The 26,408-nt window shown below is 57.7% G+C and carries 23 protein-coding genes, 1 tRNA gene and 1 pseudogene; 8 read left to right on the top strand and 17 right to left on the bottom strand.

The window, feature by feature from the left end:
• Nucleotides 1–1,606 (top strand): TonB-dependent siderophore receptor (locus JK213_RS03075; protein WP_211571270.1); only part of this gene is annotated, 1,606 nt, incomplete at its 5' end.
• Here JK213_RS03075 and JK213_RS03070 read toward each other — a convergent pair.
• The 5 genes from JK213_RS03070 to JK213_RS03050 form a co-directional block, all read right to left on the bottom strand.
• Entirely contained in the window at nucleotides 1,596–2,972 is a 1,377-nt protein-coding gene (locus JK213_RS03070; protein WP_194261770.1) for a HAMP domain-containing sensor histidine kinase, read from the bottom strand. The two genes, JK213_RS03075 and JK213_RS03070, sit on opposite strands and share 11 nt — an antisense overlap.
• Before the next feature lies 1 nt (nucleotide 2,973).
• Nucleotides 2,974–3,675 (bottom strand): response regulator transcription factor, encoded by a 702-nt coding sequence (locus tag JK213_RS03065; protein WP_194261771.1) that lies wholly within the window; start codon nucleotides 3,673–3,675, stop codon nucleotides 2,974–2,976.
• Nucleotides 3,676–3,810: 135 nt separating this feature from the next.
• The gene (yghU, locus tag JK213_RS03060; RefSeq protein ID WP_194261772.1) at nucleotides 3,811–4,707 is read right to left on the bottom strand and encodes a glutathione-dependent disulfide-bond oxidoreductase; all 897 of its coding nucleotides are present in this window, start codon (nucleotides 4,705–4,707) and stop codon (nucleotides 3,811–3,813) included.
• On the bottom strand, nucleotides 4,704–5,423 hold the full coding sequence (locus tag JK213_RS03055; protein ID WP_194261773.1) for a glutathione S-transferase family protein: 720 nt from the start codon (nucleotides 5,421–5,423) through the stop codon (nucleotides 4,704–4,706). The genes yghU and JK213_RS03055 overlap by 4 nt, the downstream gene beginning before the upstream one ends.
• A 101-nt stretch (nucleotides 5,424–5,524) precedes the next feature.
• The gene (locus JK213_RS03050; protein ID WP_194261774.1) at nucleotides 5,525–6,202 is read right to left on the bottom strand and encodes a peroxiredoxin-like family protein; all 678 of its coding nucleotides are present in this window, start codon (nucleotides 6,200–6,202) and stop codon (nucleotides 5,525–5,527) included.
• Nucleotides 6,203–6,632: 430 nt separating this feature from the next.
• Between JK213_RS03050 and JK213_RS03045 the strand changes: the two genes are divergently transcribed.
• From JK213_RS03045 to JK213_RS03025, 5 genes and pseudogenes are all read left to right on the top strand, one after another.
• Nucleotides 6,633–7,529, top strand: coding sequence for a LysR family transcriptional regulator (locus JK213_RS03045; protein WP_194261775.1), 897 nt, complete (start codon nucleotides 6,633–6,635; stop codon nucleotides 7,527–7,529).
• Nucleotides 7,530–7,703: 174 nt separating this feature from the next.
• A pseudogene (locus tag JK213_RS03040) lies at nucleotides 7,704–7,886 on the top strand (transposase); the annotation flags it as partial.
• Nucleotides 7,887–8,211: 325 nt separating this feature from the next.
• On the top strand, nucleotides 8,212–8,604 hold the full coding sequence (locus tag JK213_RS03035; RefSeq protein WP_194261776.1) for a hypothetical protein: 393 nt from the start codon (nucleotides 8,212–8,214) through the stop codon (nucleotides 8,602–8,604).
• Nucleotides 8,605–8,673: 69 nt separating this feature from the next.
• Nucleotides 8,674–10,986: a TonB-dependent receptor domain-containing protein gene (locus JK213_RS03030; protein WP_228125393.1), complete on the top strand. Its 2,313-nt coding sequence runs from the start codon at nucleotides 8,674–8,676 to the stop codon at nucleotides 10,984–10,986.
• 8 nt (nucleotides 10,987–10,994) lie between these two features.
• Nucleotides 10,995–12,341: a PepSY domain-containing protein gene (locus JK213_RS03025; protein WP_194261778.1), complete on the top strand. Its 1,347-nt coding sequence runs from the start codon at nucleotides 10,995–10,997 to the stop codon at nucleotides 12,339–12,341.
• Here the strand turns inward: JK213_RS03025 and JK213_RS03020 are convergent, their stop codons facing one another.
• The 11 genes from JK213_RS03020 to JK213_RS02970 all read right to left on the bottom strand — a co-directional run bounded on the left by JK213_RS03020 (nucleotide 12,342) and on the right by JK213_RS02970 (nucleotide 23,361).
• Nucleotides 12,342–13,001: an SCO family protein gene (locus JK213_RS03020; protein ID WP_194261779.1), complete on the bottom strand. Its 660-nt coding sequence runs from the start codon at nucleotides 12,999–13,001 to the stop codon at nucleotides 12,342–12,344.
• A gap of 269 nt (nucleotides 13,002–13,270) precedes the next feature.
• Nucleotides 13,271–14,368, bottom strand: a complete 1,098-nt coding sequence (locus tag JK213_RS03015; protein ID WP_194261780.1) for an AI-2E family transporter — start codon at nucleotides 14,366–14,368, stop codon at nucleotides 13,271–13,273.
• Nucleotides 14,369–15,295: 927 nt separating this feature from the next.
• Nucleotides 15,296–15,634: a transposase gene (locus tag JK213_RS16155; RefSeq protein ID WP_211571275.1), complete on the bottom strand. Its 339-nt coding sequence runs from the start codon at nucleotides 15,632–15,634 to the stop codon at nucleotides 15,296–15,298.
• Nucleotides 15,635–15,726: 92 nt separating this feature from the next.
• Entirely contained in the window at nucleotides 15,727–15,852 is a 126-nt protein-coding gene (locus JK213_RS16150) for a transposase (RefSeq protein ID WP_408872057.1), read from the bottom strand.
• An 86-nt stretch (nucleotides 15,853–15,938) separates the two neighbouring features.
• A complete protein-coding gene (locus JK213_RS03000; protein ID WP_228125395.1) occupies nucleotides 15,939–16,682 on the bottom strand; it encodes a site-specific integrase in 744 nt (247 codons plus the stop codon).
• Between the two features lie 122 nt (nucleotides 16,683–16,804).
• A tRNA-Glu gene (locus JK213_RS02995) sits at nucleotides 16,805–16,880 on the bottom strand.
• A gap of 41 nt (nucleotides 16,881–16,921) precedes the next feature.
• The gene (gene recJ, locus JK213_RS02990) at nucleotides 16,922–18,721 is read right to left on the bottom strand and encodes a single-stranded-DNA-specific exonuclease RecJ (RefSeq protein ID WP_194261781.1); all 1,800 of its coding nucleotides are present in this window, start codon (nucleotides 18,719–18,721) and stop codon (nucleotides 16,922–16,924) included.
• A 10-nt stretch (nucleotides 18,722–18,731) separates the two neighbouring features.
• Complete coding sequence (gene glpX, locus JK213_RS02985; RefSeq protein WP_194261782.1) at nucleotides 18,732–19,733, bottom strand: class II fructose-bisphosphatase; 1,002 nt, start codon at nucleotides 19,731–19,733, stop codon at nucleotides 18,732–18,734.
• Entirely contained in the window at nucleotides 19,730–21,019 is a 1,290-nt protein-coding gene (locus JK213_RS02980) for a homoserine dehydrogenase (protein ID WP_194261783.1), read from the bottom strand. Before JK213_RS02980 ends, glpX begins: the two co-directional genes overlap by 4 nt.
• Nucleotides 21,016–22,242, bottom strand: coding sequence for an LL-diaminopimelate aminotransferase (locus JK213_RS02975; RefSeq protein WP_194261784.1), 1,227 nt, complete (start codon nucleotides 22,240–22,242; stop codon nucleotides 21,016–21,018). The genes JK213_RS02980 and JK213_RS02975 overlap by 4 nt, the downstream gene beginning before the upstream one ends.
• Nucleotides 22,243–22,365: 123 nt before the next feature.
• Nucleotides 22,366–23,361, bottom strand: a complete 996-nt coding sequence (locus JK213_RS02970) for a hypothetical protein (RefSeq protein WP_194261785.1) — start codon at nucleotides 23,359–23,361, stop codon at nucleotides 22,366–22,368.
• A gap of 165 nt (nucleotides 23,362–23,526) precedes the next feature.
• On the opposite strand from JK213_RS02970, the gene JK213_RS02965 reads away from it, so the two are divergent.
• Nucleotides 23,527–24,204, top strand: a complete 678-nt coding sequence (locus JK213_RS02965) for an ATP-dependent Clp protease proteolytic subunit (RefSeq protein ID WP_194261786.1) — start codon at nucleotides 23,527–23,529, stop codon at nucleotides 24,202–24,204.
• Nucleotides 24,205–24,258: 54 nt separating this feature from the next.
• Complete coding sequence (locus JK213_RS02960; protein WP_194261787.1) at nucleotides 24,259–25,233, top strand: ferritin-like domain-containing protein; 975 nt, start codon at nucleotides 24,259–24,261, stop codon at nucleotides 25,231–25,233.
• A 65-nt stretch (nucleotides 25,234–25,298) separates the two neighbouring features.
• Here JK213_RS02960 and recA read toward each other — a convergent pair whose 3' ends face one another.
• Complete coding sequence (gene recA, locus JK213_RS02955; RefSeq protein ID WP_194261788.1) at nucleotides 25,299–26,336, bottom strand: recombinase RecA; 1,038 nt, start codon at nucleotides 26,334–26,336, stop codon at nucleotides 25,299–25,301.
• Between the last annotated feature and the right edge of the window lie 72 nt (nucleotides 26,337–26,408).

Here is a 26,408-nt window from a genome sequence, read left to right as displayed (position 1 = left end):
TGATATTAATCGCCAGATTGGCTCTTCCACGGCGTTTCGTTTGAATGCGATGGGGGATGATGGAGATACGGCAGGGCGGGCGCCAGCGGGTGGGCACAAATGGGGTGTTGCGCCTTCCCTGTCATTCGGGCTTGGCACACCGACCCGGCTGACGTTGGGGTATTACCATCTCTATTCATTCGACATGCCGGATTATTCAGCGCCTTACAGTAAAACGACGCATGAGCCGCTGAATATTCCCCGGCATACGGTGTTGGGATTGCAGGGTCGCGATTTTGAACGGAGCACCACGGACCTGGGGCAGATCATACTTGAGCGTGATTTGTGGCATGATTTCGTCTTTCGCAATACGTTGCAGTGGACCAGTACGCAATATGATTACATTGCGACCAACCCCCAGTGGCAGAGCGCGTCTCCGGCAAACCAGACCATTTTGCTGGAGGCGAAATCAGGACTTTTCCATACGGACAATTTTCAGGAACAAGCCATGGTGTCGGGGAAATTCGATACCGGATTTGTTCATCATGCGATCAATACGGGAATTGAAGTCTCGCGTGAGCGTCTGACCCGTAATGAATATTACATCAAGGATTCTGCTGGAAATAACCTCCGGAATGGCGGTCCATGCACCGTCGCTTATAACTGTATTCTCGCACCGAATGCAGGGCGCTGGACTTCATCAAATCCCTGGACAGGCTCTTATTCTGTTGGCGAGCCGGGGATCGCGCCTTTGAATACCAATGTCGATACCGGGTCTGCCTATGCGTTTGATACGATGAGCATGTGGCACGATCATCTGTTGATTAACGGAGGCGTGCGGTTTGATCGTTTCATGACGTCTGCCGTGCAGGGGAATGTGGGTCTGAGTAATAATCAGAGCTTCATCAATTATCAGGCCGGTGCGGTTTATAAACCGATCAAGCCGGTCAGTCTGTATTTCTCGTATGCGACCGCCTCCAACCCTGTGGGTGTGGATGCCGGTGCGGATGGGCAGATTGCTTTGTCGACGGCGAATACCAAGCTGGCGCCGCAGAATGGCAAAAACATCGAAGTTGGAGCGAAAGCGGATCTGTTCAACGGTCGTTTTTCGATCACCGGATCTCTGTTTGACGGCAAGATGACGAATGCGCAGGTTTCTGATGGATATGGCAATCAGATCAATGCGGGAACCCAGCGGGTTCGTGGTGCTGAGATCAACGTTGCGGGGAACATAACGCCACGTTGGGAAATGTTCGGCGGCTGGACGTATCTTGACAGTACGGTTCTCAATGGTGGGCCGACGCATGCGAATGTGGGGAAGCGGTTTCCGTATACGCCGGGAAATTCCGTGGCGTTGTGGAGCACATACCGCGTGTTGCCGCATCTCAAGGCGGGCGGTGGTATTACATATATGAGCAAGCGCTATACCAACGTTAATAATCTGACATGGGTGCCGGAATATGTGCGCCTTGATATGGTGGCGGATTATCAGATTACACGGACTCTGGATCTTCAGGCCAATTTACAGAACCTGACAAACAAGCGTTATTATGATCGGATCTATACCAATTACTCGCGCATTGCTGCGGGGCGTGCGGTGACGTTCCAGTTGAGTTTCAAGATGTAGGGAAAACGATCTCGCAGCGGAGGCCGGGATGATTATCCACAAGCCGGATCGAGCCTCTGTGCAGGTTCACGATGGCCCGGACCATGCTGAGGCCTAATCCGGTACCGGGGACGGTTCGGCTGGTGTCGAGCCGGACCATCTTTTCGAAAACGCGCTCATGGTCTTCGGCGGGAATGCCGGGGCCATTATCTGAAACGGTTATGATAATCCTGTTGTTCTGCATGTGAGCTGACAGGGTGATAACCGTTCCTGATGGTGAATGGTTGATGGCATTTTCGATGAGGTTGGAGAGTGTCTGCGTTAAAAGAATGCGGTTGCCGTCAAGTGTCAGGTTTTGGGCGGGGCTGAGAATTGTCAGTGTCTGTTCTTGTTCCTGTACGACGGGCTGATAGAGGTCAGCAAGCGTGTTGAAAAGATCTGCAACGATCAGTGTCTGGCGATCGGGAATACGGTCTCCGGCTTCAAGCTGTGCAAGTCTTAAAAGAGACGAGAAAATTTCCAGTGCGTCCTGAAGATTGTTTTGCGCCTGTGTGATCGCAGTGTTCTGGATGTCATGGGTCGTGGCGGTCTGGGCCTTGTCGAGATTCTGGCCCAGTCGTGCCAGAGGGCGTCGCATATCATGTGCGATGTCGTCACTGATCTGACGGACACTGGCGATCAGTGTTTCGTTTCTGTCGAGCATGGCGTTGAGGCTGTGGGCGAGATGATCGAATTCGTCGCCTGTTTCATTCAGGGCAAGCCTTTGGGAAATATCGCCTCGCATGATTTTGCGGGCCGTCTGGCTGATGACTTCGATCCTGCCGAGCACAAGGCGGCTGAGGAGAAATCCGCCGCCCAGTCCGATCAGAAGGAACATGAGTGCGCTCCAGGCCAGTGTCAGCCAGAGATCGTGCCGGAGCGACTGGAGGGGGGTTGCGTCAATTCCAACAAAGAAGTAACCGCCGTCATTCAGTGCGGTTCCGTAACCGATGACAGGATGATGGTCAGGCGGGTGCGTCCGATGCGTCCATGACAGCCATCTCCAGCCCGCGATGGGGCGCAGATGAAACATATTTCCGACGACAACCTGTTCCTGCGCATTCTGTAGCAGATAGTAAAATCCTGGTTCGTTCAGGACCAGTTCTTTGACCGTGGATTGAAGATGTATGACGTCTTGGCCCTGTGCTTCGGACAGGGCTTCGTCGCGTTCATTTGCGACAATGCGCTTTGTCTGCTGTGAGAGCAGGCGTTGGCTGTGATAGCCGGAGAACGCGGTTACGGTTATGCCTGTGAAGAGAAAGCACCCCGCGAACATGGCGATGATCCGAAAGGATGAGCTGCGTAAAACCGGCAGGCGGAGCGGGGCGCTGTGATGAGAGGCTGGCATGCTAGATGCGCTTCAACATATAGCCCTGTCCCTTGAGTGTCTGGAGGAGGGGCGGGGCGTCTCTGCCCAGACGTTCCCGCAGCCGACTGACATGGGTGTCCACCAGATTGGTATGGACTGGAAAGTCGATGTCCCACACGGCTTGCAGTATCATTTCGCGTGACAGTGTCATGTGTGGGTGCCGCATGAAATATTCCAGAAGTTTGAGTTCCTGCGCCTGAATGTAGAGTTTTTCTCCACCCCGGCGGACTTCACGCGTCAGGAGGTCAATTTCAAGGTCGGCAAAAACCAGACGGGTCTGATCATAGGATTGCTGTGTTCTGCGCAGCAGGTTTTCGAGACGTGCGGAGAGTTCCTGAACGGAAAAAGGCTTCACGAGGTAGTCGTCGGCGCCGTTTCTCAGTCCGGTGACACGGTCATGAATTCCGTCCATTGTTGTCAGGAACAGAACCGGCGTCTGAATACCGATGGCGCGCAGGTCTTTGAGGATGGAAAGCCCGTCGAGGCGTGGCAGGCGTCGGTCGAGGATAATGCAATCCCAGTGGCCTGATATGGCCGTGTCTTTCCCCTGTTGTCCATCCGCAACGATGCTGATTGTGGTGTGTGGTCCTGACAGGGCTTTTTCAATGTAATCGGCTGTATCCAGATCATCTTCGATCAGAAGGATAGTATTCTGGGGATGTGACGGAGGCGCGTTCATCATGTCCTGCCGAGTGATGGTATAAAGTTATATTTTCAGCCGATCGAGCGCTCCAGATATAATAGGAGGGTGTGCATGGAATGTCAGCCCTGCATTACAGCAAGGCTGACATCGGGAAAGCGGGCCGTAGCGGTGAGGTCAGGGCTTTGAAGAGTTTTCCTTTTGCCTCTCAAGGCGATCCTGCGTTTTTGTCTCGAAGTCGGAGGCGTCGTGACGTTCATGAAGCTGGCTGGAGAGGGCTCCGGATGTCCGGTTGACCATCCGTCCACGTTGCACGGCTGGGCGTTCCAGAAGTCGGTCTGCCCATGCTTTGAGGTGGGGATAGTCCTGTACGCTCAGGAACGTGGCCGAATCATTGTAGAGCCAGCCTTCCACCAGGCCACCATACCACGGGAAAATGGCCATATCGGCGATTGTATAGTCTGGCCCTGCTATGAAAGGACTTTCCGCAAGGCGCCGATCAAGCACGTCCAGTTGCCGTTTGGCCTCCATGGCAAAACGATTGATCGCGTACTCGATTTTCTCCGGGGCATAGGCATAGAAATGTCCAAATCCGCCGCCGATATAGGGCGCGCTGCCAATCTGCCAGAAAAGCCAGTTCAGGCACGTTGTCCGATGCGCGATATCTTTGGGAAGAAAGGCACCGAATTTCTCGGCCAGATACAGCAGGATCGACCCGGATTCAAAAACGGCCAGAGGCTGATCGCCGCTGTGATCGACAAGAGCCGGAATCTTGGAATTGGGATTGATGTCCGTAAAGCCGGAGCCGAACTGGTCGCCTTCGCCGATACGGATAAGCCATGCGTCATATTCGGCCTGCGTGTGACCCGCAGCAAGCAGTTCTTCGAGCAGGATCGTGACTTTCACGCCATTGGGCGTGCCAAGGGAATAGAGCTGGAGGGGGTGTCGTCCGACAGGGAGCGCTTGTTCGTGTGTCGCGCCTGCTGTCGGGCGGTTTGTGCTGGCGAATTTGCCGCCGCTTGGTGCCGTCCAGGTCCAGACTTTGGGCGGCGTATAATCGGAAGGTTCGCTCATGACACTGTTCCTTTTGACGCTGGGGAAAAACTGGTCGGGTACATGGCCTGACGCGCCTCTTCGTCCATTGTGGTTTTGAAGGCGTGTCCGCTCATAATGGCTTGCGCGTGTTGAACGGCCGGGCGAGCATTGATCATGTCCATGAAACGGACAAGATTGGGCCAGCGCTCAAGAGGACGGTCTTCAGTGTTCATGACCCTCATGGCCCGGTCCAGCCAGCCCCATGCGGACATATCGACGATGGTATAACGATCGCCGACGATGAAAGATCGCCCTTCCAGATGATCGTTCAGAACCTGATAATGCCGCTCTGCTTCCCGGCGATATCGATTGAGCGCGTAGTCCAGCCCTTTGGGGGCGGCATTCTGGAAATGCACAGCCTGTCCTGAGAAAGGGCCGAGACCTGTTGCAACAAACATCAGCCAGGACAGAAGCTGGGGGCGGTCCTGCGCTTCTCCGACGAATTGTCGCGTTTTTTCGGCGAGGTAAAGGAGAATGGCTGTGGAATCGAACACGATCGCAGTCCTGCCTTCTGGACCTTCCGTATCCACGAGGGCCGGCACCTTGCCATTGGGATTGAGGGCCCGAAATGCGGCATCATGCTGGGCGCCGCGATAAGTATCGACGGGTCTGGCTTTGAAGGGCAGGCCGGTTTCAGCCAGAAACAGCGCAATCTTGAGCGGGTTCGGGCCCGGACCATAGAAAAAATCAATCATGTGCCACTTCCCTTGGGCCGATACAGGAAAAATTTTCGTCTGATGGCGACCGGGATGACCCCGAACGAGAAGGTTATACCCGGACGCCAGAAGACTAAGGGTCAGTTTGCCGGAGACTGGGCTGCTTTTCGAAGGGCAGGGAGCATGTCTTCCGGTTCCGGGCGGCGGGTATAGTCCGGATTGACCTCGGCATAGAGGATCACACCGTCCTGTCCGATAACGAAACGGCCGGGCATCGGCAGGGTCCAACTGTCGTCACCGTTGAAGGATGGAAGATCGTTTTTCAGGTTGGTGTAGAGGTCGACGAGGTAGTCCGGCAGCGCGAACCGCAGGCCGAATGCGGCTGCAACGTCGTTATGCGTATCTGACAGGATCGGGAAGTCGAGATGGTTCTGACGGACCGATTTGCGGCTGTTCACGGCTGTTTGTGGGGAAATGGCAACCAGGTTCGCTCCCAGTTCGCGGAAAGACGGAAGCGCCGTTTCAAGGGCCTGAAGTTCCATGTTGCAGTACGGGCACCACACGCCGCGATAGAAGCTGATGACCAGCGGGCCTTTTGCCAGCAGATCGGCAGAGGACACCGGATTGCCATCCGGATCATTCAGCGTGAAAGGCGGCGCCTTGTCGCCAGCTTTGAGAGCTTTTTCGGCTGCACCTGAAGCCACCAGTTCAGCGGTCGCACGATGCATGACTTCGATGACTGACGTGGGAACATTGTAAGGCGGCCTGCCTGCTTCGAAGTCTGCTTTGAAGGCATCGAGTTTTGCTTGAAGAGACATTGTTCTTTCCTTTGGAATGAGGCGACGCCTGACGTTAGGGCGACTGCGTTTTTCAGGGATGATGGCATGGAGGACTATTGGTCATTCCGTGCCGGAATAATCGTCCTCTGGAGATTCCGGCGCTTGGGCAATCGGTAGGTCCGTAAAGCCTCGGTGCTGCGTCGGTAAGTTTTCCACGATCTGAAGATGACGGGCCGGAAATGACATGCCCGATTAGGATCGAGACGACGTTCAGCAGGCTGCCTGACAGGTGAAAAGCCAGAAGACTGTCTGTGACGATGGGGCCGGACATGGTGCGTATGAGTGAACCGAACATCTCTGAGATCCTGCAAAACCCGGTTTGTCCGGGGTGATGCACAAGAGATGCCTATTCCATACTCGACATGTCAGATGGCTTGGGGCGATAAGGATCATTCCCTGGAGGAATATCATGGACCGTTATCAGGCAATGGCCACGTTCATCCGCGTGGTGGATACAGGCTCGTTCTCGGCAACTGCCCGGCAGCTTGGGGTGGGGCAACCGGCGGTGTCCAAGACCATCGCACAGCTTGAAGCCCGCCTGCAGGTGAGTCTGCTGATCCGTTCCACGCATGGTTTGACGCCGACCGAGGCAGGGCAGAATTTCTACGAGCGGGCACGCAATGCCATTCAGGAGGCTGATGAAGCGGAACTTGCAGCCAAGGGAGCGGGTGCGGGTCTGTCAGGCCGGTTGCGGGTTTCGGCGGCAACGACATTCGCACGGCTGCACATTATTCCGGAATTGCCGAGGTTTTTGGCAGAACATCCCCACCTGACAGTGGAGATCATTCTTGATGACCGAATGATCGACCTTGTGGCGGAAGGCGTCGATATTTCCCTGCGGATGGGAACGCTTTCGGATTCCACCGCCATCGCCCGGAAGGTCGCAACGGGTCGACGTTCTGTTCTCGCCACGCCTGCCTATCTCAAGCATGCCGGAAGGCTTCGCTCTCCTGCGGATCTGGCGAACCATGAAGCCATTATTTATAGCCAGTTACCGAGTGTGTGGTCATTCCTGCGCGACGGTGCGGCGGTGTCGGTGTCTGTCAGCGGACGGCTCAAGGTCAGTGCGGCCGAGGGGCTGCGGGCGGCCGTTCTGGCGGATATGGGCCTGACCATTGCGTCGGACTGGATGTTTGCACCGGAACTCGAAAACGGAGCGGTCGTGCGTGTTCTCGAAGCGTGGACTCTGCCTTCGATCGATCTCTGGGCTGTCTTTCCCGCAGGGCGGATGATGACAGCCAAGGCGCGCCATTTCGGAGATTTTGTGGAAAGCATCATGAAGGCAGCGGATGCTTCGCCTGTGTGAAAGGCGCGGTGTTAGGTTGTGTTGACAGAGGGTCTTTTCAGACGGTTTGGGACGTGATTCAAAACTGGTCTTTGCGGAGACTTGTGGATACGTGGCGATCTGACGGACGAGGAATGGGCAATCATTGGCGGCTTGCTGACGCCTGAAAGTGGCCGTTGCTAACGACCAGAACAGGATAATCGTCTGTTTCTCAATGGAATGCTTCATGTCCTGCGTGTCGGTTGCCCATGGCGGGACATGCACGAGCGCTACGGAACATGGAACTCGGTCTATGTCCGGTTCCGTCGATGGGCTGAGCAAGGCGTCTGGGATGCCTTGCTGGAAACGCTGGTCGAACTCAGCCTGACCGATGACTGACAACACATGATCGACAGTATGCTCGTTCGAGGTCATAGCCAAGCAGCCGGCGAAAAAGGGGGACCCATAAGGAGAACACAGTCTCTATGGTTGTCTGATCTTCACTGTAGGCCTCGGCCGCTTCTTCTGCACGGGCGCCGGCTGGTACCACTAAGAGCGTTAGCCTACCGGGCTGAAGCTGCCCTTCGCCCGTCTCGGCACCTGCAGGCCAATGCCCCTGAATCCCCGCGTTGGCGTTATTGGGGCTTCGTGCATCACAACCCAAACGGTCGAAAAATACATTTCCATCTGGCGCAGTGTTGCAAGCCGCTTTAAATGAAGAAGAATGATGCGAAGTGCGCGGCATAGCGGAGGGAGTCTGGTCTTTTGGCCGCTGGTTCTGCTTGCCATCATTATTCGCCTCAGCGTTGGAAGTCTGCCTTTACCGCAGTTTCTGCTCAACGATCCGTTAAAACAGTTCACCAACTTGTCGACCCTTTGCGACAGCCAGGATTTTGGTCCGCATAGTCCTGATCATCATCACGCAGCGGATGTTGGTGATGGGATTGCAGTGGTCGACGACCTGTTGACGATCCTGATAATCGGATGCGTCGCTGCTGTTTTCCTCGTCCTGTCTGTGACAGGGCGGAGTTTTTTCTGGTGTTTCCCGCCCGTGCGGGGGCCTCCCCTATGGCGGCTATCGGGCATTTATGCTCAAGGACCTCCTAACCTGATCTGACAAAAACTTAGCGCCTTTATCGCATCTGCGATGGAAGGCTTTCTGCGTTTTTCAGATCAGAACGAACACATGAATACTTCTTTTGAATCAAGCCGTCCTCTCGGCTCGCTGGTGCTTGGCTGCGTTTTTCTTGGAGCCTTTCCAGCTCATGCACAACCTCTTCAGGCGCGTCCTCGTAAAACAGCCGCAGTTGCGTCTTCTGCACATCAGAATGTCGAAAGCATTCTGGTTCGCGGTACGACGCGTGGCTCTGCACGACTTCATCCAACCGGTGAAACAACCTACAGCGCGGAACGTACAGATTTCGCACACAGGGCAGCACAGTCGGTCGCTGATATGGTCGCAACCCTTCCTGGGGTAACTGTTCTGCAAGGTAATGGGCCGCGTGACAGCGTCGTTTCCGTCCGTGGGTCGGGTGCACGTCAGTCCTATGGTCTGAAGAACCTTCAGGTTACGGAAGATGGGTTTCCCATGACGCAACCAGACGGTACGGCCCGGGCAGATTTGATCGATCCGCATGCCTATGAGGGCGTGGACGTCTTTCAGGGACCAGCCTCTACGCTGTATGGTAATTACGCGATTAACGGGGCGATCAATTTCCGCACCCGGAACGGCGCTGACATTCATGGTCTGGAACTGGGTTCAGATTTTGGCAGCTTCGGCCTGTTCAATAACTACATAACGATTGGTGCAGGCAATAAACGCTACGACTTCATGCTGTTTGGCAGCGACGTGCGCAGTAACGATTTCATTGCGAACAGCCAGTACAACACGTCTACCGAGAATATGCGGCTGCGGGTTAATCTGACCTCATCAGATCGCCTCATTCTAAAGTTCGTCAATAACGTCACGGACACATCACTGCCGTTACGGCTCTCCCTGAATCAATTTCGTAGTAATCCCTATCAAAATGGTTGTGCCAATGCGGCATCGGCCGCGGCTGGATGCGCCTCGGTCAATCTTCTGGTGAATGGGTCCTATGGAGCCCGCCAGACAGTGAGCCCGCAGCAGGCAGGGCTGGGTCGTTTTGACCGACGCAGCATTGTGGGGCTTCGATGGGAGCATGACTTTGATCCGGGAACAACCTGGCATACTCAGTTTACTTACGATCAACGTCATACCGATCAGCCAACTTCGACAACGGCTTTTGTCGGACCGTTTAATTCCTATAATGTGCAGACGGATCTGACGAACCGCGGCCGTATCGGAAAGACGCCCCTCACCAGTTTTGTCGGTGCCAGCTTCGACTATATGGATTATGGCTATCAGGTCTATAATCTGACCCCGCAAGGCGGCGCGACCCGCGGTGCTTTGAATTCCACGTCATACGGACATCAGTGGAACATCGGCCTCCGCTTTCAGGAAGACTGGCAGTTTTCTCCGCTTTGGCATGCTGTGATCGGACTTGGTGGGACGCAATCTGATGTTGGAGCAGTTCAGACGCTCTACAATAGATCGGCAAGTTCAACCTTTTTGCAGAATATTACGGCCAATCGACGCTTCTTCAATCTCGCACCTGAAGCATCGCTGGTTTATACACCAACCAAAGACTGGACTTTGCACAGTCGTGTTGGAACAGCTTATGCCACACCCGGCTATTCCAGTTTCTTCGTAACCCCTCAGGGAACCTACGGGAACAATACGCAGCTTAAGAGCGAAACGAGTCTCGGTTTTGACTTGGGGGCCGAATGGCATCCGTCGCCCAGCATCAATATTCAGGCGACGGGCTTTTATGAGTTCTACCGGAACGAACTTGTCAGCCAGTCGGCGGGTGTCAATACACCCGCGGGAAGCTATACTTTCAACGCCCCGGCCTCAGAGCATCGTGGCATTGAACTGAGCGCGACATGGCAGCCATTGCGTGCCTCTCTGCCCGGTGCGCGGCTGAAGCTGTCTTATACCTATGACAACCAGATCTACACGAAATACACCGAGACCCTGTCCAACAGCACGATGGCGCGGAATTTCTCGCGGAAGGGGAACCTCATCCCCGGTGTTATGCCGCATTTTTTTGATGCGCGTGTTCTCTATGATCAGCCAGACGGATGGCTGCAAGGGCTGGGAGGTTTTGCAGAAGTGACGTGGAGGAGTTCCTTTTACCTCGACAATGCCAATATTCTGAAAGCCCCCTCATACGCATTGCTCAATCTGGAGATTCATTACGACCCTCCAGAACGTCTGGGCTGGGCTCACCGTCTGCACAGCTACTTCGAAGTACAGAATGTAACCAATCAGGTTTATGCCGCAGGTGCGACTGACATCAGCGATACACTCCTCTCGACCGGGCAGCAGGCTGGGCGAAGTGTGTTGGCCAATAAGACAGGCTCAATCTACGCCGGATCGCCAAGAGCGTTCTTTGGTGGCGTGCGGATCAAGTTCTGAAGGTATCCATGATGATGAACGCTTCCAGAGCCCCAGTCTGGCCCGATTATCGAACGATCTGGCGATGGCATTTCTTTGCGGGTCTCTTCTGTCTTCCCTTTATTGTGTTGCTGTGCCTCACAGGGTCAATTTACCTGTTCAAACCGCAGGTGGATCATTGGATTGATTGGCGTTACGATCATCTCGCAGGCGGTACGACACATTCAACCCCGTTACAGGAAGTCAGGGCCGCACTCCATGCTGTCCCTGGCAGCCATTTTCTAGCCTATGAACTTCCAGAGACGACTTTCGGTGCTGCCCGGGTGATCGTTGATCGTCAGGGTACAGCCATACGCGTGTATGTTGATCCGACATCATGCGTGGTTCTCAAACAGCTTCCTGAAGAAGACCGTTTTGAGCGCATCATCTTTAAACTGCACGGCCAGCTGTTATTGGGGAATACTGGTTCCATCATCATGGAAATGGTGGCGTCCTGGATAATCGTTCTGATTGCTACAGGCCTGTATCTCTGGTGGCCGCGCCGGATGCAGAGCCTGGCGGGTATTCTTTATCCACGGATGACCCGAAACGGTCGTGTCCGGTGGCGAGACCTCCATGCGGTAACAGGGTTATGGGTTTCCTCGTTTTTGGTGCTTTTTCTAGTTTCCGGCTTGCCGTGGTCTTTTGTTTGGGGGCACGCCCTGGCTCGTGTGGAAACACAATTCAGCCGCCTGACTTCGGTTCCTGACTGGGACATCGGAGCTGTTTCTGAACGCAATCGGATTGCAGGGCGCTCGGTCTCGCCCCAGCAGACCGATACAATGCCAGGTATGGATATGGGGCCCATGGCGATGTCGGACAGCCCCTTATCAGACAGCCTGAACCAAGTGGTCATGACGGCGTCCCAACTCGGATTTCCGGCACCTGTTCTCGTAACGCCACCTTCAGCGGGAGAAACAGCGTGGACTGTTCGTTCCGACACGCAGAACCGTCCCAACCGCATCAGTGCGATGATAGAGGCCTCTGGTCGGGTACGGTCAGTCCATCGTTTTGAAGAGAAAGCATGGACTGATCGGGTCATCGGTTATGGAGTTGCGGCGCATGAAGGGCAGCTGTTCGGGAAGGCCAATCAGTTTTTGAATTTTCTTGTAGCGGTCGGATTACTTGCGATGAGCATCGCAGCACTTGTCTTGTGGTTTAGGCGCAAACCCCCAGGGAGGCTGGGAGTGCCGCCTGTCGATCCCAACAAGAAGATGGGCGTGGGCGCGTTGGTTATCCTGATTGTACTGGGGTTACTCTTGCCAGAACTTGGAGCGTCTCTTTTGCTTCTCTGTCTTGCAACCCTGCTTTCCCGAGCTGACCGCCGTACGCCGTAACTAACTGGCAGGGACGAGGCGGCGCAATCGTGTGGCGATTTCCTCTGGGCTTGTGTCGACTGGCAGAACGGACACAAGCCGATTATCGCCATCCATTAAGTAAAGAACGGAACTATGATCCATAAGATAGCCTGAGGACATATGATCCGCCGAAGGGCCACGACGTCGCGCCATGACGTGGAAACTGTCAATAACTGCGTGGATCTGAGATTCAGTTCCCGTAAGTCCAACGATGTTGGGAGAGAAGTGACTGACATAATCGGCAACAACTTCAGGAGTATCACGCGATGGATCAACCGTGATGAAAATCGGCACAATCTGGTGTGACTCTTTTCCCATGAGATCGAGAGCCTGTGTGACCGTCGCGAGGGTTAACGGGCAGACATCTATGCAGTGTGTGTACCCAAAATAAATCAGTGTATAGCGCCCTCGGAATTGACGCTCCGTAAGAGAATGACCGTGCATATCGATGAGCGTATAAGGGCCGCCCAACGTGGCTGAGGCCCGATTTAGAAAAACTCCGCGCATTCCGATTGCCCCGAGAAAGAGGCCCGTGATGATCACCACCGGAGCGACTAGTTTCTTCGCTTCATTGAGACGAAAAGGTTTTTTCTTAACAGTCTGCTTTGGTTTTTTACGCCCTCCCTTGAGGTTTGGCATAATACCCTCCCTTGAGGATGTCTTCTTAGCACAGGAAGCATCTCAAGAGCATAACTGGCTTTAAAGGTATCGAAGAGACAACCACAATGTGGAGGGTTCGAAAAACCTCCTTTTTTTTTGGTCGATTTATAAACATAAATCATTGATATTGTTGCGTATAAAAATGCGAAAGAAGGGTTTTCCGAATCTGTCACTTATCCCGGTCGTCTCTTGGAATCAGATCAGCGCCATCCTAGGAATCCTTACCGATTCATTCAGCACAGAAAACGCTAGTGGAATGAATTGGGCGGCAAAGGCGAGATTTTAGCTCGGGAGTCGTTAATCCAGCTCTTGGTCAGGGTATAAGCGACGGAGAGGATCAGCGGACCGATGAAGATCCCGACCAGTCCCAAGCCGCCAAGACCTCCGATGACGCCAAGCATGATGAGAATGAGCGGGATATCGGCCTGCTTGCGGATCAGAAACGGGCGCAAAACATTATCGATGATGATCGTGATAATAGTCACAATTAACAGAAGCACTGCGGGCATCAGCCCCTGATCAAAATAGACCCAGATCACGGCCGGGATCAGGGTAACACCAGGGCCCGCCTGTAACAGACAGACCATGAAGGTGACTGCTGTCAGAATACTGACCCATGGCGCACCTGCGAGTTTCAGCCCGATCCCCGCCACAGCGGCTTCAACGACCGCCGTTACCGTGACGCCGAATGCAACACCCCGGATCGTATAAGCGGCAAGCTGAAGCATCTCCCGTCCCCGGCTGCCTGCGAGAATGCTCACCAGACTCTCAGCGACCGCAATTGCCGATTCAGCGCGCATGAGAAGTACGCCCAGAATGATTAACGTAAGCACGAACTGGAGGGCGAGCAGACTGAAACTTCCCGCATAAGCCAGAAAACTATGAATCAAGGTCTCAGGAGACGGCATGACTTGCCTGACCATTTCCGGAAACTGCATATGCTGCATCCTGGCCCACAACGGACCAATATGTGGTCCAATCAAAGGAAGTCGTGCAAGCCACCTGGGCTCATCCGGAAGACGCAGAATGGACGCAGACGAGGCGAGGGCGGCGATATCGTCGAAGTGACTTGAGACTGTCGTAATGGCGAGCCACAACGGCAGGATGAACAGCACCATCGCGATCAGAATGGTCAAGGAAACGGCTGCTCGTCGGCTGTTTCCAACCCAGCCTTGAAGATGGAGCAGCATGGGCCAAGTCGTAACTGCGATCGTGATGGCCCAGATCGTCGCTGGCAGGAATGGTTTGAGAATCCAGATCGCGCTAATAACAACGCCGCAGGCCAGCAGGGCGACCAGAACGGACCGGGTGCTGTCCTGCGGACCATTCTGGAAAAGATCTGGCATCTAATCGCCTTCGGTCTGAAAATGAAACCCTGAGAAACCTGTATCAGGGATACCGACCCGGACAAACCGTCAGAGTGCGACCAAATGCGCGCTTACACGAATACGCCACCAATCCAACGGCACCGATACGACTGAAAGGGCAGTAAGTGCCGCCTGCTCAGGGCCCGGGTGATCTCCATGTCCTCTCCCAAGGGCGAGCACCAGCGTGGCCCGCGCCCAGGACCGCTGCTCTAGAACAGGCAGGACTTCGGCCAAGTGGCAGGGTCGAAGGATGAGAGCGTCATGACTAAGAGTGTATAGGTGTTTCGTAACTTTCCACTAGAGACTAAAATCAATTGTTAGTCTTGGGAGCAGAATATTTGGTCTTGGGATCTGAAGAATTTTCTTCGGGCTATACTGAATAAAGTGGATCTGGTGGCATCATATTCTTACGGAATAACAGTTTTTACAAAGCCCAACAGCGTGATGTTGGGACATTCTGGTCCGTTTGCGGATTAGGAGGGGTGAGCACACAGAGAATAGTCTGACCATGCTTCTCAAGCGTGAAGAGCGCCCCAGATTCTTCATAGCTTGTGGTTGTGGTGATCCGATATCCTGTTTTTAGTAGACTGTTTAGGGAAGCTGTGACTGGGTGAAGTGTCGTTGGGACGGCAAGTGGACTGTAAGGCGATTTAACACCAGATTCCGGCAACCAGTCGTGGGAGCTTTGCGCAAAAGCGCAGACTGGGAAGAGAAGGGCGCACAGGACAGGAAGTGGGGCCAAGGGATTGATCATAGAAAGCTCCAAGAGAAGGATATATTGAGGTCAGTGACCTGCTGACATTGACAAGAAGTTCATGACCAGAAGGCCTGCAATGACAAAGCCCATTCCGGTGATGGTCGGGAGATTAAGGCTTTGGCCTAGAAAACCATCTATGTCTCTAAGATCTAGGTCACGTTGACAAAAGACCTGATCCAGAGCTTTGCGACTGCGATATGGAGAAAGCTCATGAATGACAAAGCGGTCTTGTCATGGCCCCGATCAGCCAGCATGGCTTTGAGGTTTGGAACCGGCAGCTTCATCAGAGCATTTATGGCTTTGTAGTCCGAAACCTGACCGCCGGTCAGGACAAAGCCGAGAGGGCGTCCCTGATTGTCACATCGGACATGGATTTTGCTCGTAAAGCCGCCGCGTGATCGACCAAAACCCTTCGAATAAGCCCCCCTTTTGCCCCAGTGGCCTGCGAATGGGCACGGACTACGGTGCTGTCGAGCATATGCTGTCAGTCATCAGTCAGGCCAAGGTCTACAAGGGTTTGCAGCAGGGCATCCCACACACTCTGTTCGGCCCAACGTCGGAACCGGACATAGACCGAGTTCTACTTGCCATAGCGCTTATGCATGTCCCGCCAGGGACAGCCTGTGCGCAGAACATGCAGCATACCATTGAGAAACAGGCGATTGTCTCCGGCTGGTCGAGCCCAACGTCCGCGCTCAGGCGGCAGAAGCGGACCAGTTATCGCCCATTCCCGATCCGTCAGATCCCCGCTCCACCTTATCGCCTTCGTCGAAGCAACCAGTGAATCAGATCTCAGGCCGATCGTATAGATCTTTTGTCAACGTGGCCTAATCGGGTAGCCTGCTCGATGGCCCATCTCACAAACCAGACGTCGTCCGGATGGCTTTCAGACGTGACTGCGGCAAGCAGGCGCTCATATTCGCTAGCTTCTGTCGTGTTGGTAGCAGTAGGGGGCGTTGGGCCCTCCGGGGCGTCTTCCACCAGTCGTCGGTTGCGCTTGCGATCGGCGCCCGTTGGCCGCTTGATCATACGGCCTGAAGCCGGATTCAGCGTGAGCGGAACATCCCATTCGCTCATGGCATGATTGAGGATGGAGGCCAGAAGGTTGAGCCGCTTGACGACTGTCGCAGGGGCCAGATCCTTGCCCTGGCGGTCGCGAAAGCCTCGAACTTCTGGAACCGTCAGGCGAGAAAGCTTCAGGTCTGCGATGGGATCGCGAAGCAGTGCCGGGATATGGCCTGTCCGGTCAGCGTCGCGGTGAGCCAGGCATTCGTCACGGTAGCGCTCGATCAGAGTTCGAAGCACGAGGCCGTCCAGGGCCCGGACGTCGATATGACGCCCTTCGCGGACTTTGACCGAGGTTTCCTCGAGCCACGCGCGGGCAAGACGGGCGGTGTCAAATGTTCTGATGATCCGCTGGCCGTTGAGCAGCTTCCAAGCCCTGTGTTGCCTGAGCCCGCGGCAGTTCACGCCATGAGGCAGGGGCCGTCCTGTTGCAGGATCTTTAGCATTCTCGGCGGACTTTATACGGGCCATGAGACGAACTCCGAAATGAGACGGAATCGTCATTGGTCCAGAATTGGTCAAAAATCGCTACTTAATTTTTTGGCTCTGGCGCCCGATATAGCTTTAATCTGCTGATATCATTACCAAAAATTTGGTGTCCCGTACGGGATTCGAACCCGTGTTGCCGCCGTGAAAGGGCAGTGTCCTAGGCCTCTAGACGAACGGGACTGGAGGCGTGAGCGGGTGTATAGAAGGGGTTTCGGGGGGCGTCAAGCGGCTGTTGCGTCGGAAATGAAAAAAGATAGATTTTTTCGCTCCTGCCATGTTTCGGCGCGCAATGTGCCTGCGACATGAAGCAGGGGCATGGCGCGGTCTTCCAGCAGGGGGGCGAAGGGTTTGTCGCCCGCACGGAAGATCAAACCCCGCAGGCGGGTGTTTCCGTCCTCGCCCTGAAGGATGACGCGGAGCGTGTTGCCGTCTTTGCCGATCCGTTCGCTTTTGACGCAGCGGACATTGCTGATGGCGAGGACGGGTTCTTCATTGCCGGGGCCGAAAGGTTCCAGTCGGGCGAGCTGATCGGCGACGGCGATGGAGGCTCCGGCCAGTGTCATGATGCCGTCGAGTTTCAGCGCGTCCTGTTTGGGGAGTGCCAGTGCCGTGGAGAGCTGGGTGTTCAGGGCGGCGTGAAACTCTTCGGCCCGCTCTGCGGCAAGGGAGAAACCGGCGGCCATGGCGTGTCCGCCGCCTGTGAGAAGGAGGCCGTTCTGGCGGGCGGCGATGATGGCGGTTCCGAGGTCCAGTCCAGAAACCGAGCGGGCTGAGCCCTTGATGATGCCATCGGTCAGGGCGGCGACCAGGGCAGGGCGGTTGTAGCGCTCTTTCAGGCGGCCAGCGACGATGCCAACGACGCCAGGGTGCCAGTTTTCACCGTGCAGGAAGATAACAGCGTGGCCCGCATCGAGCTGCTGCTGGGCCTGTTCCATGGCGGAGTCGAGGATTGTGGATTCGACGGTCTGGCGCTGGCGGTTGACGCGATCGAGTTGCTCCGCGAGGGCGCGGGCTTCTACGACGTCTTCGGACAGCAGGAGTTTCAAGCCCAGATCTGCCTGTGCGATGCGGCCTCCGGCATTGATGCGGGGGCCGAGGGCGAAGCCGCAGGCCATGGCGCTGGCTTCTTCCTTCACGCCTGCGACGGAAGACAGCGTGGCCAGTCCGAGGCGCTCTCCGCGTGACATGACGCGCAGACCCTGCATGACGAGCGCACGGTTCAGGCCGGTCAGGGGCATGACGTCGCAGATGGTGGCCAGCGCCGTGAGGTCGAGGCGCTGGAGCAGGTCGGGGATGGCCTGTCCGTCGTCGAACCAGTTGGTGCGGCGCAGGAGGCGGATCGTGGCGACCATAGTGAGGAAGGCGACGGCGGTGGCGCAGATGTTGTTCAGGCCCGACGTGCAGTCCAGCCGGTTCGGGTTGACCACGATGCCTTTTGGCAGGGCGGCTCCGTCGGGTTTGTGGTGATCGAGAACGATGATGTCGGCACGGTCTGTCAGGCCGTTGAGGATGTCGATCGCAGCCGTGCCGCAGTCGATGCAGACAAGCAGGGTGGCGCCTTCTGACAGCAGGTTTTCGAGGGCTGCGGTGTTGGGGCCGTAGCCTTCGGTCAGGCGGTCGGGGATGTGGGTGCTGACGGTACAGCCGAGTTCGCGCAGCGTGTCGCAGACGAGGGCCGTGCCGCAGGCGCCGTCCACGTCGTAGTCGCCGAACAGGCCGACATGCTCGCGGTTTCGGACGGCCTGTGCGAGACGTTCGGCGGCCCGGTCCATGTCCTGCAGGCAGGAGGGATCGGGCATGGCGTCGCGCAGGCGGGGATTGAGAAACGAAGAGGCGTCGTGGGGTGCGACGCCTCGTGCCGAGAGGATACGGGCCAGAAGTTCAGGAATATTGGCCTGCTGGGCGAGAGCAAGAGCCAGCCGGTTGTCTGCTTCCGCCAGTCTGGGATCGCGCCAGATCCAGCGGCGGTTTCCTGCACTTCGGGTTACGCCGAGGACGGCGCCCGTATCGTCTGCGAGCATGGTTCTCCGTTCAGGACGCGGGTTCTGCCTGTGGTTTGAAGCTGTGATGGCTCTCTATATAGCGCACCGTGCGGGATTTTGAACGCATCACGATGGAATGCGTGCGGGCACGGGTTGCGCTCGGACGTTCCACGCCCTTCAGGAGCGGGCCGGATGTGACGCCTGTTGCAGAGAACAGGACGTTGCCGGCGGCCATATCGTGCAGGTAGAGCTTGCGGGCCGGGTCGAGGCCGTTCGCCATTTCGCGGGCGCGCTGACGCTGGGTGTCGTCTTCGAACAGGAGACGGCCCTGCATCTGGCCTTCCATACAGCGGATGGCTGCGGCGGCCAGAACGCCTTCGGGCGCGCCACCGGAACCGGCGTACAGATCCACACCGCCGCCGTCCACGCAGGTTGCGATGGCGGCTGCGACGTCACCGTCGCTGAGGAGCATGACGCGGGCACCGGCTTCGCGGGCGTAGGCGATCAGCTCTTCATGTCTTTCACGGTCAAGCGCGCACAGGACCATGTCCGACACGTTGCGCTTTTTGGCCTTGGCCAGCGAGCGGAGATTGTTGCCAATCGAGGCGTCCAGATCCACCACGCCTTCGGGAAGATCCGGGCCGACGACGATCTTTTCCATGTAGATGTCAGGCGCGTGGAGAAACTTGCCGCGCTCGGCCAACGCCACGACCGTCAGGGCGTTGGGCAGGCTCTTGGCGCAGAGATTCGTGCCTTCGAGCGGATCGACCGCGATGTCCATCGCAGGGCCGCCGGAGCCGACTTTCTCGCCGATATAGAGCATCGGGGCTTCGTCCATCTCGCCTTCGCCGATGGTGACGATGCCGTCGATGGCGACGGTGTCGAAGGCGGCGCGCATGGCCTGTACGGCTGCGCCGTCCGCCTCGTTCTTCTGGCCGCGACCGGTCCAGTGTGCGGAAGCGATTGCGGCCGCTTCCGTCACGCGGACGAGCTCAAGGGCAAGGTTGCGGTCAGTGACGCGATAGGGGGGGATGTTCTGAGGGTCGATCACGCAAGGGGATCCTCGATTTTGAGCACAAGCGGCTTTCCGGTCACGACAGGAAGGACGGCGAGTGCTGTTGCGGCTGCATGAATGGCTTTTTCAGGAACCTGATGGGTGATGATTGTCAGGTCGGCGCATCCGGTTGCAGCATCATGCTGGGAAACAAAGTGAACGGAGACATCGTGGTCCCGAAGAACCGATGTCAGCTCTGCCATTACGCCCGGACGGTCCTGAACGTTTAGACGTAAATAGAAAGCGCTGTTCAAATCAGCGAGACTGGCGCAGTCGGCAGCGGGTGAAACGGAAGCTGTGCCCCACACCGGAATGGCGGTTCCCCGCGCCAGATCGATCAGATCGGCGACGACGGCGCTGGCGGTCGGGCCTTCGCCCGCGCCACGACCGGAGATGGTCATTGGACCGCTGAAGACTCCCTGCGTGGAGACGGCGTTGAACACGCCATCGACGGCGGCGATGGGGGCTTTGGTAGGAACGAGGCAGGGCCGGACCCATGCTGCGACGCTGCCGTTGTCAGCCTGCCGGGCCATGCCGAGGAGCTTGATGCGGTATCCGAGTTCGTCGGCGAACTTCAGATCGGTCGCGGTGATGTCGCGGATACCCTGAACGGAGAGCGTCTTGAACGCGATGGGGCGGAAGGCCAGACCGGCCAGAATGGCGAGTTTGTGGGCCGTGTCCCAGCCATCCACATCCGTGGAGGGTTCGGCTTCGGCATAGCCCTTGGCCTGCGCTTCGGTCAGGACGTCCGTGAAATCCCGGCCCGTGGCGCGCATTTCGGTCAGGATGTAGTTGCAGGTCCCGTTCAGGATGCCGCCGACGCTGAGGAGGCGGTCTGCGGCCAGACCTTCGCGAACGAGCTTGATGGCGGGGATGCCGCCCGCCACAGCCGCCTCGAACAGGAGGGGAGCGTTCTTTTCCGAGGACAGGCGGCTGAGGCTGTCGCCATGCAGGGCCACGAGGGCCTTGTTGGCGGTCACGACCGGCAGGCCGCGTTCGAGCGCGGTGCGGACCATGTCATGCGCCGGACCTTCGGAGCCGCCGATGAGTTCGACGGCGACGTCGATTTCCGGGTCCTGCGCCACGGCGGTGGCGCTGTCGTGCCAGCGCATGGCGGACAGGTCGGCGCCACGGTCGCGCGTGCGGTCACGGGCCGTGATGGCCACGACTTCGATCGGCCGACCGGCCCGGGCGGTAATCAGGTCAGCGTTCTCACGCAGGAGACGAATGACACCGATCCCGACAGTTCCAAGTCCAGCCAGTCCGATCCGCAGTGGTTTCACGATGATGCAGCTCCAAGAAGGTCAGCGGTTCCGGCCCCGGCGCCGTGCCGGGTCATGAAGCTTTTGATGGCCCGCGTCGCCTGACGCAGCCGCTGGGTGTTTTCGACAAGTCCGATCCGGACAAAGCCCTCGCCGTATTCCCCGAATCCGAGGCCCGGCGCAACTGCAACCCCGGCTTCTTTGAGCAGGAGTTTGGAGAAGGCGACGCTGCCCATTTCGGCGAAGGCAGGGGGGATGGGGGCCCAGGCAAACATCGAGCCCGCCGGAACGGGCACGTCCCATCCGGCGCTCTGAAGGCCACGCAGGAGAACATCCCGGCGGTCTTTGTACATGGCGCGGATTTCGGACACGTAGTCCTGCGGGCCATTCAGTGCGGCGACGGAGGCGACCTGAATGGGCGTGAAGGCGCCATAGTCCAGATAGGACTTGATGCGTGTCAGGGCTTGGATCAGCTTCGGATTGCCGACCGCAAAGCCCATGCGCCAGCCCGCCATGGAGTAGGTCTTGGACATGGACGTGAACTCGACGGCCACGTCCATGGCACCCGGAACGGCGAGGAGGGACGGCGGCGGTTCGTTCTCGTTGAAATAGATTTCCGCGTAAGCCAGATCGGACAGGATCCAGATGTTTTCCCGGCGCGCGAAGGCCACGAGTTCCTTGTAGAAATCGAGGTTCGCGACAAAGGCCGTCGGGTTGGACGGGAAGTTGACGATCAGCGCTGTCGGCTTGGGCACGGAATGGCGGACGGCGCGGTCCAGAGCGCGGAGCATGTCCTCGTCCGGTGTGGCCGGGATCGAGCGGACGGAGGCTCCGGCGATGATAAAGCCGAACTGGTGGATCGGGTAGGACGGGTTCGGGACGAGGATCGTGTCGCCGGGGCTCGTGATGGCGGCGGAGAGGTTCGCCAGCCCTTCCTTGGAGCCCAGCGTTGCGATGACCTCGGTTTCCGGGTCCAGCGAGACGTTGAAGCGGCGTTCGTAATAGTTCGCCATGGCTTTGCGTAAGCCCGGAATGCCGCGGCTGACGGAGTAGCCGTGCGCGCGCGGATTGCCGACCGTCTCGATCAGCTTCTGCACGACATGCGCGGGTGGTGCGCTGTCGGGGTTGCCCATGCCCAGATCAATGATGTCGTCACCGGCGGCTCGCGCGGCGGCCTTGGCCTTGTTCACTTCAGCGAACACGTAGGGCGGCAGGCGGCGGATGCGGTGGAACTCTTCGGTCATGACCAGCTCTGGGGCAGAGGGTGAAAGGGAGAGGCGACGATAGACAGGTTTTTTCAGGAGTGGAACAGTCTGACTGTGACAGATCTCACAATGTGTCTTTCGGCCTCTCGGTTCAGCCCCCTGTCAGCCTCCGATCGTGACGCGCACGCCGTCGCCGATGGCTTCGGCCTTGAGGATGATGGCCGAGGCCGGGACGCCGCGTTCGATCAGGGCGCGGGCGACCACGCGGGCGCGGAGCAGGCCGAGGGCGATTTCGCGGTTCTGATCCGCAGGGGCAAGAGCGGCGTCCGCGCTCATGAAAGCGCCGAAGCCCCGGATGGTCAGGGGGCGGTTGCCGCGCTGTGAGACGATATGCTGGTAATCGCCCTGAGGGTTGCCCATGACGTGGTCGGTGGCGGGCTGAAAGCGGATCAGGGTACCTTCTGGTGTTGAGGTGTCGATATCCGGCTGGACGGGATCGCTCAGTAGGGCGTCACGCGGGAGGTCGAACCCCGGAAACTGCGGCGGTGGGGGCGGGAGGTCTCCGATTTTCGGAAATTCGCCCGGAGGGGTCGGCGGGATGGATTTGGCCACCACGGGAGGGAGTTCGGCTTCCGGGGCAGGCGACTGTGCCTGAACGGGGGGCTTTTTTGCCGGCGCCTGAGCTGGGGCGGGAGAGACCGTGGCGGGTGTATCGGGTGCCGGGTTGATGGCCGACGGGCTTTCGGGCTCCGGCTGGCCAACGGTTGTCATGGTCATGCCGCTCTGTTCGGCGTTGGCGGTCGTTACGGCGGCCGGTGTGGGTTTGGGCGGCGGCGGGATGGTCGGCAGAGCGCCCTGAGCAGCACTTTCGCGCTGGGCGAGGTTGCGCTGCGCCTCAAGGCGGGTCGTCAGCGACAGGCGGGCTTCCGGGGTCGGGAGGTTCGGCGCCTGCGTGGGCGTGCGGCCGACATGGGGGTAAGGCAGGTTTTCCCCCGGCGGAGGCGCGCGCAATTTTGCGATTTCACCGCCTTCGAAGCCATGCCACCAGCCGGTGACGGTGTCGGTCATGTCCCGATGCTGGCAGGCCGTCAGAAGTGGCGCGGTCATCAGCAGGAGAAACGGGATTTTTCCCGCAGTTCTGCGTGTTGCCGCTGTCATGGGCTGCCTGCTGATCCCTGGGGCCACTGTGCCGTTCCTGCCGTCTTTGGAATGTCGAAATATGGCGGACACTAGCCGTTCGGAACGGGGATGGCGAGTGGTCCTGTCCACCTGAGACGGAAGGAGGACTTGGCACCGACGAAAACGAAGCGCAGGATAGGGGATATGAAGATGCATGCTGGATCTGGAAACGATATGGATATCACCAGAATGAACCCGACCCGCTTGGACGACGAGCCGGATGCTCCGGAGCGCGAAACCCGCGAGGAAGACAACAAGACGCTGAACAGCCCGATCAGCGAGCTTGAAGGCCGTCTGTTCGATCAGCGGAAAGTTCTGATTTTCGGCGGTATCAACGATAAGATCGCGCGTGATGTGACGGGTCGTCTGCTGGCGCTGGCCGGAACGTCCGACAAGCCGATCGATGTCTATGTGAACTCGCCGGGCGGTCATGTGGAGAGTGGCGACACCATCCATGACATGATCCGCTTTGTGGATTCGATTGCGCCGATCAACATGATCGGGACCGGCTGGGTCGCTTCCGCCGGCGCGCTGATCTATGCGGCTGGCCGTCCCGAGCGGCGCGTCTGCCTGCCGAACACGCGTTTTCTGCTGCATCAGCCGATGGGCGGGGTGCGCGGTCCGGCCACGGATATCGATATCGAGGCACGCGAGATCATCAAGATGCGCGAGCGTCTGAACCGTCTGTTCGCCAGAGAAACCGGGCAGACCTACGAAAAGATCGCCAAGGATACGGACCGCAACTACTGGATGTCGGCGCAGGAAGCGATCGAATACGGGCTTGTGAACCGTATCATCAATTCTGCGACCGATCTGAAGTAAAACTACAAGCTCCAAGGGGCACGGCGTGTCTTCGGGCACGCCGCGAAGACCATCATGAAAAGTCTGGCCGAAATCTATTCCCATCTTCCCGACGCACCGTCGGAGAAGACGCTAGAGCGCGTTGATTACGAAGCGCGCCACTGGAGCAGCCCGATTCAGGGGCCGCTCAAGCCCGGTACGGAAGAACATAAGCGGGCCGTCGCTGCGATGTTCCGCGACACGTTCAATCCGTACAAGCCCTCCGTCATCGACTGGCCTGAGCTCGATCCGGAGACGCTGCATCGCATCACGTCCCTGCCGATCTGGGATATTGCGGTCCAGACCGAGGGCAAGGCGCGCCTTCGTATGGCCGCCTATGCGGACATGATCACCGATCCGGACATGAAGGACGCGCTTTCGCGGAATGCGTGGGAAGAGAACCGGCACAAAGAGGTCCTGTCCAAGCTGGTCGAGGCTTACAAGATCCCGATGGCGCCGGAGCCTCCGTACATCACGCCGAAAGACACGGAATGGGCCTATCTGGTCACGGGTTTTTCGGAATGTGTGGACAGCTTCTTTGCGTTCGGACTGTTTGCCCTCGCTGAGCGGGCCGGGCTGTTCCCGCAGGAACTGATCGAGACGTTCGAGCCGGTGATGCAGGAAGAATGCCGCCATATCCTGCTGTTTGCGAACTGGCTGGCCTGGCATCGGGCGACCATGCCGGTGTGGAAGCGGCCTTGGTTTGAGCTGCGTGTGATCGGCGTGTGGCTGTTCCTCGCCTATGAGCGCATGGGACTGGCCCGCTCGATTGACGAGAATGGCGAAGAGCACACTCAGGACAACAATTTCACGGTGACGGGCGCCAAGGACATGACGGCCATGGACGTCAAGGTTCCGGACCTCATGCAGCTCTGTCTGGATGAGAATGACCGTCGTTTTGCAGGCTATGATCCGCGGTTGCTGCGTCCGACGACGACCCCGGCGATTGCACGCGCGATCATCAAGGGTGCGAAGCTCTGGGATCGGGTCCGCAACCGGGTTGCGGCCTGAGCGGTTCTTTTCGCAAGAGACGCAGGCAATAAAAAAGGGCTCCGTTACGGGAGCCCTTTTTCGTTTCAGTCTTCCGAAGCACCGTCTGCGTCGGGTTCGGGGTCCGTCATCAGAGCGTCGGCGAGAACACCGGCTTCGGCACGGATGCGCCGTTCGATTTCGGAGGCCATTTCCGGATGGTCGCGCAGGAACTGCTTGGCGTTCTCACGTCCCTGACCAATCCGCTGGCTGTCGAAAGAGAACCATGCGCCGGATTTCTCGACGATGTTGCCCTTCACGCCCAGATCGAGCAGTTCGCCCATCTTGCTGATGCCTTCGCCATACATGATGTCGAACTCGACCTGACGGAACGGGGGCGCCATCTTGTTCTTGACGACCTTGACGCGGGTCTGGTTGCCGACAACCTCGTCCTTGTCCTTGATGGACCCGATGCGACGGATGTCGAGGCGGATGGAGGAGTAGAACTTCAGGGCGTTGCCGCCTGTGGTCGTCTCCGGATTGCCGAACATCACGCCGATCTTCATACGGATCTGGTTGAGGAAGATCACGAGCGTGTTGGAGCGCGAGACCGTTCCCGTCAGCTTGCGCAGAGCCTGGCTCATGAGACGGGCGTGCAGACCCACATGGCTGTCGCCCATGTCGCCTTCAAGCTCGGCGCGCGGGACGAGAGCCGCAACGGAATCCACGACCAGAACGTCCACGGCGCCGGAACGGACGAGCGTATCGGCGATTTCCAGAGCCTGTTCGCCGGCATCCGGCTGGCTCAGGAGAAGATCGTCGATATTGACGCCGAGTTTGCGGGCGTAACCGGGGTCGAGCGCATGTTCGGCATCGATGAAGGCGACGGTGCCGCCTTTCTTCTGGGCTTCGGCCAGAACATGCAGGGCAAGTGTGGTCTTGCCCGAGCTTTCCGGGCCATAGATTTCGACAATGCGGCCGCGGGGCATGCCGCCGATCCCAAGCGCAATATCCAGCCCGATGGAGCCGGTGGAAATCACATTCGTTTCCACTTTTGGCCGTTGGCCCATGCGCATGATCGAGCCCTTGCCGAAAGCACGCTCAATCTGGCTGAGTGCGCCTTCAAGCGCCTTGGTCTTGTCCATTCAATCCTCGCAATAGGTTCGGGCTGGCGTTTGGAAACCACGATAGACCGGGCAGTCATTCTCGCAAAGTGC

The organism is Gluconobacter sp. Dm-44 (assembly GCF_018256175.1).
Classification (GTDB): Bacteria; Pseudomonadota; Alphaproteobacteria; order Acetobacterales; family Acetobacteraceae; genus Gluconobacter; species Gluconobacter cadivus.
This window is presented reverse-complemented; position numbering and strand designations above follow the sequence as displayed.